Origin of the sequence: Mycolicibacterium novocastrense (assembly GCF_001499835.1) — a bacterium.
Taxonomy (GTDB): Bacteria; Actinomycetota; Actinomycetes; order Mycobacteriales; family Mycobacteriaceae; genus Mycobacterium; species Mycobacterium novocastrense.
In genome coordinates this window covers 1-14237 of the sequence record NZ_LQIH01000018.1, presented here as the reverse complement: position 1 = coordinate 14237, position 14237 = coordinate 1, and the positions used below count along the sequence as shown (strand labels likewise).

General features: G+C 68.3%; 15 protein-coding genes. 2 read left to right on the top strand and 13 right to left on the bottom strand.

Annotation, left to right across the window (positions count from 1 at the left end):
- Nucleotide 1: 1 nt before the first annotated feature.
- Nucleotides 2–862: a ParA family protein gene (locus AU072_RS14670; protein WP_064414455.1), complete on the bottom strand. Its 861-nt coding sequence runs from the start codon at nt 860–862 to the stop codon at nt 2–4.
- Nucleotides 863–1000: 138 nt separating this feature from the next.
- Here AU072_RS14670 and AU072_RS14665 point away from each other — a divergent pair, with 138 nt between their 5' ends.
- On the top strand, nt 1001–1759 hold the full coding sequence (locus tag AU072_RS14665; protein WP_064414454.1) for an O-methyltransferase: 759 nt from the start codon (nt 1001–1003) through the stop codon (nt 1757–1759).
- Nucleotides 1760–1834: 75 nt separating this feature from the next.
- Here the strand turns inward: AU072_RS14665 and xerD are convergent, their stop codons facing one another.
- From xerD to AU072_RS14635, 6 genes are all read right to left on the bottom strand, one after another.
- The gene (xerD, locus tag AU072_RS14660; RefSeq protein ID WP_064414453.1) at nt 1835–2782 is read right to left on the bottom strand and encodes a site-specific tyrosine recombinase XerD; all 948 of its coding nucleotides are present in this window, start codon (nt 2780–2782) and stop codon (nt 1835–1837) included.
- Nucleotides 2779–3399: an NUDIX domain-containing protein gene (locus AU072_RS14655; protein WP_064414452.1), complete on the bottom strand. Its 621-nt coding sequence runs from the start codon at nt 3397–3399 to the stop codon at nt 2779–2781. The genes xerD and AU072_RS14655 overlap by 4 nt, the downstream gene beginning before the upstream one ends.
- Nucleotides 3392–5155, bottom strand: a complete 1764-nt coding sequence (locus AU072_RS14650; protein WP_064414451.1) for a CTP synthase — start codon at nt 5153–5155, stop codon at nt 3392–3394. The genes AU072_RS14655 and AU072_RS14650 overlap by 8 nt, the downstream gene beginning before the upstream one ends.
- Nucleotides 5156–5351: 196 nt before the next feature.
- The gene (locus AU072_RS14645) at nt 5352–6290 is read right to left on the bottom strand and encodes a copper transporter (RefSeq protein WP_064414450.1); all 939 of its coding nucleotides are present in this window, start codon (nt 6288–6290) and stop codon (nt 5352–5354) included.
- Between the two features lie 9 nt (nt 6291–6299).
- Nucleotides 6300–7484 carry a putative cytokinetic ring protein SteA gene (steA, locus tag AU072_RS14640; protein WP_064414449.1) on the bottom strand — a complete coding sequence of 395 codons (1185 nt, stop codon included), beginning with the start codon at nt 7482–7484 and terminating at the stop codon, nt 6300–6302.
- 81 nt (nt 7485–7565) lie between these two features.
- Nucleotides 7566–7946 carry a VOC family protein gene (locus AU072_RS14635; RefSeq protein WP_064414448.1) on the bottom strand — a complete coding sequence of 127 codons (381 nt, stop codon included), beginning with the start codon at nt 7944–7946 and terminating at the stop codon, nt 7566–7568.
- Nucleotides 7947–7977: 31 nt separating this feature from the next.
- Here AU072_RS14635 and AU072_RS14630 point away from each other — a divergent pair, with 31 nt between their 5' ends.
- On the top strand, nt 7978–8553 hold the full coding sequence (locus AU072_RS14630; RefSeq protein WP_064414447.1) for a TetR/AcrR family transcriptional regulator: 576 nt from the start codon (nt 7978–7980) through the stop codon (nt 8551–8553).
- Here AU072_RS14630 and recN read toward each other — a convergent pair.
- From recN to AU072_RS14600, 6 genes are read right to left on the bottom strand one after another with little or no spacing between them, the layout of a single operon-like run.
- Entirely contained in the window at nt 8550–10331 is a 1782-nt protein-coding gene (recN, locus tag AU072_RS14625; protein ID WP_064414446.1) for a DNA repair protein RecN, read from the bottom strand. The genes AU072_RS14630 and recN overlap by 4 nt on opposite strands.
- Nucleotides 10331–11230 carry an NAD kinase gene (locus AU072_RS14620; protein ID WP_064414515.1) on the bottom strand — a complete coding sequence of 300 codons (900 nt, stop codon included), beginning with the start codon at nt 11228–11230 and terminating at the stop codon, nt 10331–10333. Before AU072_RS14620 ends, recN begins: the two co-directional genes overlap by 1 nt.
- A 20-nt stretch (nt 11231–11250) precedes the next feature.
- A complete protein-coding gene (locus tag AU072_RS14615) occupies nt 11251–12054 on the bottom strand; it encodes a TlyA family RNA methyltransferase (RefSeq protein WP_064414445.1) in 804 nt (267 codons plus the stop codon).
- A 5-nt stretch (nt 12055–12059) separates the two neighbouring features.
- On the bottom strand, nt 12060–12245 hold the full coding sequence (locus tag AU072_RS14610) for a hypothetical protein (protein ID WP_064414514.1): 186 nt from the start codon (nt 12243–12245) through the stop codon (nt 12060–12062).
- An 8-nt stretch (nt 12246–12253) separates the two neighbouring features.
- The gene (locus tag AU072_RS14605) at nt 12254–13276 is read right to left on the bottom strand and encodes an HAD-IIA family hydrolase (RefSeq protein WP_064414444.1); all 1023 of its coding nucleotides are present in this window, start codon (nt 13274–13276) and stop codon (nt 12254–12256) included.
- A gap of 1 nt (nt 13277) precedes the next feature.
- Nucleotides 13278–14060 (bottom strand): tetratricopeptide repeat protein, encoded by a 783-nt coding sequence (locus AU072_RS14600; RefSeq protein ID WP_082680874.1) that lies wholly within the window; start codon nt 14058–14060, stop codon nt 13278–13280.
- Between the last annotated feature and the right edge of the window lie 177 nt (nt 14061–14237).

Below are 14237 nucleotides of genomic sequence, written 5' to 3'. Positions count from 1 at the left end.
TTCACGCGCCGAACCGGTGGATGACCTCGCGAGCCAGAGATCGATACGATTGCGCCCCACCGGATTTCGGCGCCCATGTGGTGATCGGTTCCCCGGCGACGCTGGTTTCTGGGAAGCGCACCGTGCGGGTGATGACGGTGTCGAACACGAGATCACCGAAACGCTCCACTACCCGGGCCATGACTTCGCGAGAGTTTACGGTGCGCGGGTCGTAGCGGGTGATCAGGATGCCGCTGATCGACAGTTTCGGGTTCAGCCGGTCGTGGACCTTGTCGACGGTGTCGGTCAGCAGAGCCAGGCCGCGCAGCGAGAAGAACTCGCACTCGGTCGGGATGATCACACCGTCGCTGCACGCCAGGCCGTTGACGGTGAGCAGCCCGAGCGAGGGCTGGCAGTCGATCAGGACGTAGTCGTAGCGGTCCAGCACCGGGTACAGCGCACGCGCCAGCGACTGCTCCCGGCCGACCTCGTTCACCAGCTGGATCTCGGCGGCCGACAGGTCGATGTTGCTGGGCACCAGGTCGAGATTCTTGACCCGCGTGTGGATCAGCACATCGTCGATCGACACCCGCGGTTCGACCAGCAGGTTGTGCACCGTGTGCTCGAGTTCGTAGTGCGGCACCCCCAGGCCCGCCGACAGCGCGCCCTGCGGGTCGAGGTCGACGAGCAGCACCCGGCGGCCGTACTCGGCGAGGCTGGCGCCGAGGTTGATCGTCGACGTGGTCTTGCCGACCCCGCCCTTCTGGTTGCACATCGCGATGACCTTGGCCGGACCGTGCGCGGTCTTCGGCGGCGGTTCGGGGATGTCCCGCGGTGGACGGCCGGTCAGGCCCACTTCCACCGCTGCCCCGTCGTCGCTCATACCAGACCGTCGCTGGTCAGGCACTTCACGGGCATGGCGGACATCCGGGCAAGTTTAACGGCAGGAACGTGCCAGGTCAGCCAGACCCGCGGGCAAGTTGGGGGCCGATTGAGCCGCACCGCGTCATAGGCTGGCGAGATGGGCTTGAAGCAACGGATCCCGCTGCTGAGGTGGTCATTTCTGCGGTTGGCCATCGGTGTGCGCAACATCTCCACCACTGGTCAGGTCGGCGACGGGCGCGAGGCCGCGCTTCGCGACTATGTGGTGGCCAACGCGCGGCGCGGTGACATCGACGACGTCCTCGCCACCATCGACCGGTTCGCGTACGAGAAGTCCTTCCTGATCAATGTCGGCGACGAGAAGGGCGAGATTCTCGACGCCGCGGTGCGCCGCAGCAATCCGAGCCTGGTGCTCGAACTCGGGACCTACTGCGGATACGGGGCGCTGCGACTGGCCAGGGCGGCGCCGTCGGCGCGGATCTACTCGGTGGAACTCGCCGAGGCCAACGCCGACATCGCCCGGGATGTCTGGGCGCACGCCGGCGTCGCGGACCGCATCACCTGTGTGGTCGGCACACTCGGCGACGGCGGGCGGACCCTCGACACGCTGGCCTCCGAGCACGGGTTCGGCGCGGGCTCACTCGACATGGTGTTCATCGACCACGACAAGGCCGCCTACCTGTCCGATCTGCAGAGCATCCTCGACCGTGGCTGGCTGCACCGAGGCTCCGTCGTCGTCGCCGACAACGTGAAGATTCCCGGCGCGCCGAAGTACCGCGAGTACATGCGCCGACAGCAGGGCACGTTGTTCGACACCGTCGAGCACAAGACCCACGCGGAGTATCAGTCGCTGCTGGCCGACCTGGTCCTCGAGTCCGAGTATCTGGGCGGCCGGTGACTGTCTTCGTGCCTTAACCGGTGGATCGCATGCAGCCGGTACGTGAGATATACCCGTTAACGCGCCATCCGGCGGCTAGCGCGCCCGCGGATGGGCACCGGCCCAGACCTCGCGCAAAGCGTTGACGGTGACCATGGTGTAGATCTGCGTGGTCGTCACCGAGGCGTGGCCGAGCAACTCCTGCACGACACGGACGTCGGCGCCGCCGTCGAGCAGATGCGTGGCGAACGAGTGCCGCAGCACGTGGGGTGACACCGCGGAGGTGATCCCGGCGCGTTCGGCGGCGTCCTGCAGCACCTGCCATGCGCTCTGCCGCGACAGCCGCCCACCGCGGGCGTTGAGGAAGATCGCCGGCGTGCCCCGTCCGCGGCGCGCAAGATCGGGACGCCCGCGCACGAAATAGGCGTCGAGCGCGGTCACCGCAGGCCTGCCGATCGGGACCAGCCGGTGCTTGCCGCCCTTGCCGCAAAGCAGCACCGAGCGCGCATGGGTGTCGACGTCGTCGATGTCGAGCCCCACCGCCTCTGAGATCCGCGCTCCGGTCGAGTACAGCAGTTCCAGCAGCGCCCGGTTGCGCAGCGTGAGTGGGCTGTCGGCGTCGCTGTCGCCGCCGGCCGCCTCGAGCAGGGCCAACACCTCGTCGATCGACAGACTCTTGGGCAGCCGCCTGCTCGGGGTCGGCGGCTTGACCTGCGAGGCCACGTCCAGCTCGGTGAGCCCCTCGGCGGCGGCGAACCGGTGCAGGCCCCGCACGGCGATCAGTGCTCGCGCCGCCGAAACCGCCGACAGCGGGGCGGTTCCAGCCTCGGCATCCCCCCGGCGCAACGCGACCAGGAATTCACTGACGTCGGATTCGCTCACCTTGGTCAGGTCGTCGACGCCGCGCGCGGTCAGGTATTCGGTGTAGCGACGCAGATCGCGGCGATAGGAACTCAGGGTGTTGGCGGCCGCCCCGCGTTCGATGGCCAGGTGGTCGAGATAACCCTGGACCTGACCTCCGAGCGCGGACGTGAAAGTGGTCACGGGTGCCCCTGACGGCGACGGAAGGCGGAGGGCCGATCGGTCCACGGTGCGTCGACGTCCCTCAGCGCGCCGGGGTCCGTGACGGCGTGAGCGGCCAGAACCCCGCTCACCGCAATGGAATTCACGATGTCACCGGCGAACACCATGCGCACCGCTTCGTCGAGCGCATACCACCGCAGCGTCAGGTCCGCTTCCTCGTCGCGGGCTTCGGGACGTCCCACGTCGGTGAGCCCAGTGGCCAGATACACCCGCACGCTCTCGTCGCTGAAACCCGGCGCCGAGTCGAGGTCGACCAGCACGCGCCAATCGGCGGCCGTCAGCCCGGCCTCCTCCTCGAGTTCGCGTGCGGCGGTGACGTGCGGCGGTTCGCCACCGAGATCGAGCAGCCCGGCGGGTAACTCCCAGAGGCGACGCCCCAGCGGGTGCCGGTACTGGTAGACCATCGCGATGTTGCGGTTCTCGTCCATCGCCAGCACGGCGACGGCGCCGTAGTGCTCCACGACCTCACGGCGGGCGGTGTGGCCGCCGGGCATGCGTACCTCGTCGGCACGCAACGCGAAAATGTTTCCGACGTAGAGAGTTTCAGAGGAGACCGTCTCGAAGACGTGGTCAGCCACGGGTCGCGGGCTCTTGCAGCAGGGCACCGACCTCGGCACCGTGCTCGACGCCGTTGGACCGCTGCTCGGGGATGTCCATACCGGGCAGGCGCTCCTCGGCCTTGTAGTCGAGGGCCGCTCCCACGAACGCGACGAACAGCGGATGCGGCCGGGTCGGCCTGCTCTTGAGCTCGGGGTGCGCCTGGGTGCCGACGATGAAGCGGTGCGTTTCGCGCGGGTACTCGACGAACTCGACGAGGTGACCGTCGGGAGACGTTCCCGAGAACCGCAGTCCGCTCTCGGCGATACGGTCACGGTACTGGTTGTTCACCTCATAACGGTGACGGTGCCGCTCCGACACCTCGGTGGCGTCGTAGGCCCGTGCCACGATCGAATCCGGTTCCAGCACAGCCGGATATGCGCCTAGACGCATGGTGCCGCCGAGGTCGGCGTCCCCCGCAACGGCATCGCGCTGATCGGCCATGGTGGAGATCACCGGATGCGGGGTCGCCGGGTCGAACTCCGCGGAGTTGGCCTCGGTGATGCCGACCGAACGGGCCGCCTCGATCACGATGCACTGCAGCCCGAGGCACAGCCCCAACACGGGCAGACCACGCTTGCGGGCGTACTGGATCGCGCCGATCTTGCCCTCGATACCACGGATGCCGAAGCCGCCGGGTATCAGCACGGCGTGCACGTCGGCCAGCGCCGCGGCGGCGTCGCCGTCGACCTCGCAGTCGTCGGAGGCCACCCAGCGCATCTCCACCTTCGCCCGGTGCGCGAACCCACCCGCTCGCAGCGCCTCGGCCACCGACAGATACGCATCCGACAGGTCGATGTACTTGCCCACCAACGCGATTCGCACCGTCTCGTGCGGTTCATGTACCCGCTGAAGCAGATCGTTCCACTGCGTCCAGTCGACGTCGCGGAACGGCAGGTTCAGCCGGCGCACGACGTAGGCGTCGAGTTCCTCGCGGTGCAGCACCTTCGGGATGTCGTAGATCGACGGGGCGTCCGGGGTCGAGATGACGCCGTCGATGTCGACGTCACACATCAGCGCGATCTTGTTCTTCAACGGTTCGGGCACGTCCCGGTCGCAGCGCAGGATCAGCGCGTCCGGGGTGATACCGATGCTGCGCAGAGCGGCCACCGAATGCTGAGTCGGCTTGGTCTTCAGTTCACCCGACGGCGCCATGTAGGGCACCAGCGAGCAGTGCAGGAAGAAGCAGTTCTCCCGGCCCACCTCGTGGCGGACCTGGCGCGCCGCCTCCAGGAACGGCAGCGATTCGATGTCGCCGACCGTGCCGCCGATCTCGGTGATCACCACATCGGGGCGCCGGCCGTCGACGTCCGGCGCGGCCATCTCCAGGATTCGCGCCTTGATCTCGTCGGTGATGTGCGGGATCACCTGCACGGTGTCGCCGAGGTACTCGCCGCGGCGTTCCTTGGCGATGACGGTCGAATACACCTGTCCGGTGGTCACGTTCGCCGATCCCGACAGGTTGCGATCGAGGAAGCGCTCGTAGTGGCCCACGTCGAGATCGGTTTCGGCGCCGTCCTCGGTGACGAACACCTCACCGTGCTGGAACGGGTTCATCGTGCCGGGGTCGACGTTGAGGTACGGGTCGAGCTTCTGCATCGTCACCTGCAGGCCGCGCGCGGTCAGCAGCTGCCCGAGGCTCGAAGCGGTGAGTCCCTTGCCGAGTGAGGAGACGACGCCACCGGTGACGAAGAGGTGCTTGGTGGCCGTCTGCGGATGTTTGCGTAACGCTGGCAAGAACGACCTCCGTGACGACGGGCAGGGCTTGCGTTTCTAGGCTGATTCCTAGTTTGGGGCCTGCCGACCCACGGAACCCCACCTTAACACCGAGGGCGACACCGCGTCGGTGACGCGCCGAGGGCTGGAGCGTCGGTGACGCGCCGAGGGCTGGAACGTCGGTGACGCGCCGTCGTGGATTCCGCGGGCGCGGAGCTTACTGCGGCACGGTGACCGACGTCGCACCCTGACCGATGCCGTACTGGCCGGGCCCGCCACCGTTGGCCAGATCGCCCAGCGCCAGCACCGAGGTGATGCGGCCGGATTCGGTGCCCACGTCGTCGACCGTGCTCACAGCCGCTGTCAGCGCGGGATCCGAGCGAGTGACGGCGATCGCCGCGGTTCCCGATGCCGAGCCGTCGCGGCCCACCAGTACGGTGCCCGAACCGTGCGGGGCCAACCCGCCGGCGAATCGGGCGACGGTGGCGCCTCGGTTACCGGCGTCGTCGCCCAGCGGTCCACCGGTCACGATCACCGCGGTGTTCGCCGCACCCACCCGATCGGTGTAGGTGATGAAACCGGTGTCGCGCAGCGTGGCGAGCACCGTCTCACGTTGGGTGTCGTCGACGGTCTGCACCTTGGGGTCGCGGTTGATCAACAGCGCGATGCCCAGCAGGTCGCCGGCTTGGGAGCCCTGGTCCACCGACGTGGTGCTGAGCTGTCTGCCCGCAGGCACGATCGGCGAGTTGACGACCGACAACAGCTTCTCGGCGGCGTTGGCCTCGACGAACTGGGGTGTCAGCCCGACCGTTCCGCTGACCGTTCCCCCGGCCTGACCGACGAGCCGTGTCACCGCGTCGACGTCGTCGTCGGCGGCATCGGGAGTGCGAAACAGCACCACCGACTTGTCGACAAGTGTCTCCCGCAGAATGCGCGGTGACATCTGCGCATCGAATTCCCCTGCCGCGCTGAGCTTTTCATTGAGCGCATTACGCTCGTCGGTTAGGGCGTTGATCCGCTCCTGCAGTTCGTGCTTGTCATCGCGCAGTCCCGACAGCACGGTGTTGGACAGCATCCCCGACCCGAGCGCGACGCCGATGGCAAGCGCAAGGAACACCGCCGCAAGCGAAATCGCATGTGTACGTAGCGATATCATCGCGCGCTCCTAGGTGACCCAGCCCTGGACCCACAGCGAGAAGCGGTTCCAGTAGTCCACGACCCAGTCCAGCAGCGCGGCATCGACGCGGGCCACCCACAGGGCGACGATCACCGCGACCAACACCGCGAGCACCAGCAGCGCGATCGCGCCGCCCGACACGCGGCTGCGGTACAGCGTGGCAACGGCTTTGGCGTCGACGAGTTTCTCCCCGACCTTGAGCCGGGTCAGAAACGTCGATGGGTTGCTCTGCTGGCGGGCCCGGTCGAAGAACTCCTCGATGCTGGCGGTGTGGCCGGCGGTGACGATCAGCGACGCGCCGTGGTGGTCGCACAGCAACAAGGCCAAATCGGCTGCCGACCCCGCGGCCGGGAACGTCATCGCCCCCACCCCGAGGTCCTGGATTCGTTCGAGACCGGCGGCGTGTCCGTCGGCGTCGGCGGGCAACACCACCTGCGCCCCGGACCGCAGCACCTCGGCGCTCATCTTGTCGGGGTCCCCGACGATGAGCTGCGGCCGGTAGCCCGCCTTGCGTAGTACGTCGGCGCCGGTGCCGACACCCACGAGCACCGGTTGGTATTCCTTGATGAAGGGTTTGAGCGCCTTGAGGTCGATGGCGGCGTCGACGTCTTCGGCGACGATGACCACGTGGCGCCGGTTGAGGTCGACGTCGATGTCGGGGATGCCGATGCCGTCGATCAGCAGCGGGCTCTCGCTGCGGATGAACTCGATGGTGTTGCCCGCAAAGGCCTCGAGATGGGCCACCAACCCGCTCTTGGCCTCGTGCATCAGCTCGTGGATCTCGTGGTCGGTGCGCTCGACGCCCAGCACCAGGCGACGGTCACCGGTGTAGACGCCGCCCTCGTGCAGTCGCACCCGCGCGCCGTCTTTGACCTTCTTGAAGACGTCGTCGCCGGTGTCGTCGATCAGGGTGATTCCGTTGGCGACCAGAACCTCGGGCCCGAGGTTGGGATACCTCCCGGAGATGGAGGGTGAGGCGTTGACCACGCCGGTTACGCCGGCCTCGACGAGCGCATCGGCGGTGATGCGGTCGAGGTCGAGGGCGTCGATGACGACGATGTCGCCGGGGGTGACACGCCGCAGCAGTCGATCGATGTCGCGGTCGACTCTGGCGGTGCCGGTGATGCCCGGACGTGAGCTGGCATTACGAGATAGCAGCGCTGACATCTTCATGCGCCGATTTTGTCGAGACTAGCGCGCTATCTGTCGGAGGCGCGCCGTATCATCTGTCCCTTTTGTCACACAGGTAACACCTTAGCGGTATGGCTCGAACAGCTCGACGAGGTTGCCGGACGGATCCGAGACCAAGGCCTGACGCCCGCCGCGCCCGGTGATGACGTCTCCGCGCAGGGGCACGCCGGCGTCGGCGAGTCGGGCGACGGTCTCGTCAAGGTCGTTGACCTCCAACTGGATTCGATTCCAGCCGCCGGGGGTGGGCCGGCTTCCGTCGCTGAGCGACTCCCCCGCCCCGCCTCCACCGCCGGGCGAGTTCAGCAGCAGCCGCAACTCGTCGCGACGGAGCATGGCGAATCCGGGTCCGGGCCGCATGGCCACGTCGAAGCGCAGCTGGCCGGTGTAGTACTGGACGGCGGCATCGACGTCGTCCACGATGTAGCGAACACTGGTGCTCGTCATAATTGCACCTCCTGACAGTTATGATACATAAGTGTCCCAGAAAAGTCATCATGATCCGCGCGTCCAGCACTCCCGTCGGACGATCCTTCGCGCAGCCCTCGACGAATTCGCCGACGCCGGCTACGCGGGCTTCCGGATGGACTCCGTCGCCGCCCGCGCGCGCGTGGGCCGCAGCACGCTGTATCGGCACTGGCCGGACAAGGCCGCCCTGATCGCCGATGCACTCGAGACCCTCAATGTCCAACCGGACCCCGAGCGCGAAGCGCCCACGGGAACGGCACGCAGGCAGGTCGAGATCCTTCTGAAGCACCTCGCCCGCGCCCTGAGCGATTCGGCGGTCTCCGCATGCATCCCCGCGCTCGTACACGCTGCGGAGACCGAACCGGACATCCGCCGGTTCTTCCACGCGTATTCGGCACAACGACGACAACGGCTCACCGCCACGATCGCCTCCGGTGTCGGCGATGGACAGTTCCCGGCGCGCATCGATCCCGAGGCCGCATCGGTGGCGATGTCGGGCGCGCTGTTCTACCGGCGCCTCGCGACGACCGAGCCGGCCGACTCCGAATTTCTGACCGCGCTGATCGACACGGTCCTGGGCGCCTAATCGCCTTCGGCACGCTCTTTCTGCGCCGCCTCGAGCAGCTCGCGGGCGTGGGCCCGGCCGCTGTCGGATTCACCGAGACCCGCCAGCATGCGCGCCAGCTCGGCCACCCGCTCCTCGTCCTCGAGGCGGCGAACGCCACTGGGTTTCTTCCCGCCACCGCCGGCGGTGGCTTTCCCGCTCTCGCCCCCGACGACGAGATGCACGTCGGCATAAGCGGCGACCTGCGGCAGGTGCGTGACGACGATGACCTGATGAGTGCGAGCCAAACGGCCCAACCGGCGGCCGATCTGCACCGCGGCCCGGCCCCCGACCCCGGCATCGACCTCGTCGAACACCATCGTGGTTCCCTCCGCCGACGAGGACAGCACGACCTCGAGTGCCAGCATGACCCGAGAGAGCTCACCGCCCGATGCGCTCTTGTGCAGCGGGAGCACATCGGTACCGCTGGTGGCGAAGCCGAATTCGACGTTGTCGACGCCGTCACGACCGGCATGCACCGTCTCACCCGACGGCAACACGACCGGCGCGGAGTCGTCCGCGCGCGCGAGCAGCGGGCCCACCGACACCGTGAACACGGCACCCGCCATGGCCAGACCGGACAGTTCGGCGGTCACCGCCTTGGCGAGACCTTTGGCCGCCTTGGTTCTGGCCTTGGTCAGGTCGGCGGCCGCGGCGACGGTCTTCTCCTCGAGTTCGTCGACCCGGCGCTGCAGACCGGCGAGCGCTTCCTCGGACACGTCGAGTTGCTCGAGCCGTTCCCGGGACTCCCGGGCCCACTCGAGCACACCATCGATGTCGGCGGCGTACTTGCGGGTGAGGGAACGCAGTTCGGCCTGCCGAGCCAGCTTGGTTTCCAGGGCACTGGTGTCGGTCGGCAACCCGGACAGATAACTGCCGAGTTCCCCGCTGACATTGGTGATCACCGCGATGGCTTCGCTGAGCTGCTCGGCCAGCGCGGTCAACGTGGTGTCGCCGGTGGCCTCCAGTGCCGATTTGGCCTGTGCTACACCGTGCGTCGCGGACACCACGTCGGGCGTGGGGTCGTCGGGCCCCGCGAGCGCGGCCCGAGCGATCTGGGCGGCTTCGCGTAAGGAGTCGAGTTCGGAGAGCCGCCGGATGTCGTCGACGAGCGCGGCATCCTCGCCCGGTTGCGGTGCCGCAGCGTCGATTTCATTGAGCCCGAACTTCAGCCGGTCGGCTTCGAGCGCCAGTTCCCGCGCCCGCTGCGTGCGGTCCAAGAGATCGCGCCTGGCCGCCAGCCACTCCTCGCGCACGCGGCGGTACTTCTTCAGCTGCGTCTCGACCTCGGCGAACCGGTCGAGCGCGGCGCGTTGTTCATCGGGACGCATCAGCCGCAGCTGGTCGTTCTGCCCGTGCAGCGTGAGCAGTTCGGTGGTGAAGCTGCTCAGCGATTTGGCCGGCACGCTGCGGCCGCCGAGATAGGCGCGTGACGGGCCGTCGCGGCTGACCGAGCGGGCAGCGATCACGCTGCCGTCGTCGTCGCGTTCCGCACCCGAGCTGTCGAGGATCTCATCCACCAGCGAAGCCACGCCGTCACCGAGTTCGGTTGTCGTGAAACGCCCTTCGACAACCGCCCGGTTGTCCCCGGAGCGAACCCGGGTGGCGTCGGCGCGTGCGCCGCCGAGCAGGTGCAGACCAGTGACCACCATCGTCTTGCCGGTGCCGGTCTCGCCGGTCAGCACGGTGAAACCGCGATCGAATTCAGCGGTCGCAGCGCTGATCGCACCCAGCGACTCGATACGGATTTCGGATAGCACTACTGTCCGCGCCACCCCGTGACCGGCAACCGGAACTTGCGCACCAGGCGGTCGGTGAACGGTGCGCTGTCCAGGCGCACCCACTTCACCGGGGTTCCGCACCGGGTCACTTCCAGGCGTCCCCCGGCGGGCACCACCATCTCGCGGCGTCCATCGCAGAACACCAGCGCGTCGTGGCCTCCCGCCTCGACCTCGATCGCGATGGCCGCCTCCGGGCTGGTGACCATCGGCCGGGCGAACAATGCGTGAGCGTTGTTCGGCACCACCAGGATTGCCTCGAGTTCAGGCCACACGATCGGCCCGCCGGCGGAGAAGGCCCACGCCGTCGACCCGGTCGGCGTCGCCACCAGCACGCCGTCGCAGCCGAACGACGATACCGGTCGGCCGTCGACTTCCAGCACGGCTCCGAGGACTCCGAGCCGGGGCCCCTTTTCGAGGCTGGCTTCGTTGAGCGCCCAACCCCGGTCGACGATCCTGCCGTCCACCCTCACCACGACGTCGAGTGTCATCCGCTCCTCGACGCGGTAGTCACGTTTGACGATCCGGTCGAGCACTGTGTCGATGGAGTCGGCCTCCGCCTCGGCCAGAAAGCCGATGCGGCCGAGATTCACTCCCAGCACCGGGATTTCGACGTTGCGAGCGAGTTCGGCAGCGCGCAGGAAGGTTCCGTCGCCGCCGAGGACGAGGACGAGTTCGCAACCCTCGGCGGCGCGCTCGTCGGCGTCAACCACTTCGATCTCTGCGCCGAGCGCACGCATGTCGTCGGGTGAGAGCGGAACGGGCCCGCGGTCGACCGCTTCGGCCGACAGGACCTTGAGTCCAATCCCGTTGTCGCCGAGAACCTTCTGTACGCGTCGGGCGACCTCGGTGACTTCGTCGCGGCCGGTGTGCACCACCATCAGAATCGCGCGGTCGGTGTTCACTGTGGGCCCTCCGCGACGGCGGTGCGTACGGCGCCCTCGAGGTCGTGCCCTTCCAGTCCCCCGTCGGTGCGCAAGTGCAGGAAGTACTCGACGTTGCCGGAGGGCCCGGGAAGCGGACTGGCGGTCACGGCAACCGGATGCCAGCGCAGTTCGGCCGCGCGGCGGGCCACCGAGAGGACCGCCTCGGCGCGCAAGGCCGGATCCGTGACCACGCCGCCGGCACCGACTCGGTCCTTGCCGACCTCGAATTGCGGTTTCACCATGGGAACGATATCGGCGCCCGGTGACGCGCACGACGTCAGCGCGGGCAGGACTGTGGACAGTGAGATGAACGACAGGTCGGCGACGATCAGGTCGACGGGTCCGCCGATCGCGTCGGCGGTCAGCTCGCGCACATTGGTGCGTTCCAGCACGCTCACCCGCGGATCGTTACGCAGCGACCAGGCCAACTGTCCGTAGCCGACGTCGGCGGCGATCACCTGGCGGGCGCCGCGGTCGAGGAGCACTTCGGTGAAGCCGCCCGTCGACGCGCCGGCATCCAGGCATCGCTTACCGTCCACCGGGAGACCGAAGGCGTCCAGTGCGCCCATCAGCTTGTGCGCGCCCCGCGACACCCAGGTGCGCTCGTCGGCACCCTCGATGGTGAGGTGGGCCGTGACCGAGACGGCGGTGGCGGGTTTGGCGGCCGGCATACCATCGATGCTCACCCGTCCCGCGCCGATGAGCTCGGCGGCCTGCTGGCGGGACCGGGCCAACCCCCGTCGCACCAACTCGGCGTCCACTCGCGCGCGCCGTGCCACGGCGCTCAGCCCTTCTCGACCGACTCGAGCGCCTGCACGAGCACGTCGTGCGCCTCTTCCAGCCGTGCCGCGAGCAGCTCCACGTCGGCATCGGCCAGCTCCGCGAAACCCGAGCCCTCCTGCGCGGGGTCGGGCAGGTCGGCCAGCAACTCCGCGATCCGGGCGCGGATCTGTTCGGGATCGGTACTCATATCGAGGTTCACGCTAGCTGATTCGACTCGGGAAGCAGGGACCAGCGTTGCAGCGCCTGTCGGGCGGTGTCGTCTCCGGCGGTGATCCTGACCGAGCGGCCGTCGAGGCCGGCGTTCCACACCGCGTCGGCGAGGGCGCGCACCACCGACAGCGTCTCGCCGGGATCGTGGCCCGTGGAGCGCACCGTCACCGTCGAGGCAGCGGCGTCGACGCACCAGGCCGGATGGGCCCCGATGCGCAGCGTGTGCGCAGGCTCGCTGAGCGACCGCAGATCGGCGGCCAGATAGGTCGGCCGCTCCGAGGTTTGTGCCCGGACGAGGTCGACGGCAGTGCTGACGCCGGTGAGCACGAGCAGGCTGGGCAGTCCGGCGGCGTTGGCCCCGGCGATGTCGGTGTCGAGGCGATCGCCGACCACCAGCGGGGTCTGGAAGCTGCCCCGGGCCAAGGCATCGGTGAGGAGAGTCGGCTGCGGCTTGCCCGCCACCTGGGGTTCGCGGTCGGTCGCCGCGCGCAGCGCCGCCACCATGGATCCGTTGCCGGGCAACAGTCCTCGTTCCGACGGCAGGGTCCGGTCGACATTGGCCGCCACCCACAGTGCGCCGGCCCGGATGGCCAAAGCCGCCTCGGCCAGATCGGGCCAACCGGTCTGCGGTGAGTGTCCCTGCACGACGGCGATCGGCCCATCCGACCACTGTCGGACCGGTTTGAGTCCAACGCGAACGACCTCGTTGGCCAGCGCATCGGTTCCGACGACGAGAACGACTGCCCCAGAAGGCAGTTGGGCGGCCAGCAGCCGAGCGGCGCTCTGCGCGCTGGTGACGACGTCCTCGGGAGCGGCGCGAAAGCCCAAAGCGTGAAGATGCGCCGCGACGTCGGCGGGCTCACGCGAGGCGTTGTTGGTGACGTAGAGGGTGCGTGCGCTGATCGCGGCCAGCGTGTCGACCGCTCCGACGGTGGCTTCGTGTCCGCGAAAAACGGTGCCGTCGAGATCGAGCAGAAGGCAGTCGTGCTCGTGGGCGAGGGTGTTCACCTCAGGAGAGCTCCGTGATGCGCTCTTCGGCGTCGGTCACGCCCTCGAGGTCGGCGGCGGCGGCGTTGATGAACCACTGCAACGCATCCTCGGTGCGGCCAAGGGCCAGAAGCGTTTCGGCGTACACGTAGAACAGGCGTGCCGCGGTCTGCCCCTTGCGGTTGGGATCCAGCTGCGGCGTCGACAGAAGTGCCAACGCCTGCTCGTGCTGCCCGAGATCGGAGCGGGCGCCGGCCAGCACGATTTTGAGTTCGTCGGCATCGTCACTGGTGAGCTGAGCGGCCTCCGGGCTGCGCGCCAGTTCGATCGCGCGTTCCGGACGTCCCAGACCGCGTTCGCAGTCGGCGATCAACGCCAGCAGCGAGGATCTGCTACCCATCCGCCTGGCGGCGCGCAGTTCGGCGAGTGCCTGCGCCCAGTCGCCGCAGTGGTACGCGGCGATACCGACCGCTTCGCGCACCGCGGGGATTCGGGCAGCGCGGTTGCGCGCGGCGCGCGCGTGTTCGAGCGCCGTCTGTGGATCGTCATCGATGAGTTGTCCGGCGGCCACCAGATGGCGGGCGACGAAGTCGGCAGTCGAGCGGTCGAGCGTTGTGAGTTCGCCACGCACATCAGGCGCGAGCTGGCGGGGCTCGATACCCTCCGGTATCGGCGGGCCCAACGGCTGACGAGCCTCGCCGTCGGGCTTGGGCTGCGCCCTGCGGGCTCGGTTCGGGCCGGAGCTGCGCGGAGCCGACCGCTGCGGGCGGCCCCCGGTGCCGCCGCCCCTTCTTTCTTCAGCCACGTATGCCTTTCTACCCGATGGAGGAGCCTCGCGATAATACGAAATGAATTGCCGCGAAATAGAATTACCCCCCACGCAATTGTGGGGGGTAATCCTAATGTGTGTTCGGCGGTGTCCTACTTTTCCGCCCGGGTTGGGCAGTATCATTGGCGCTGGCAGGCTTAGCTTCCGGGTTCG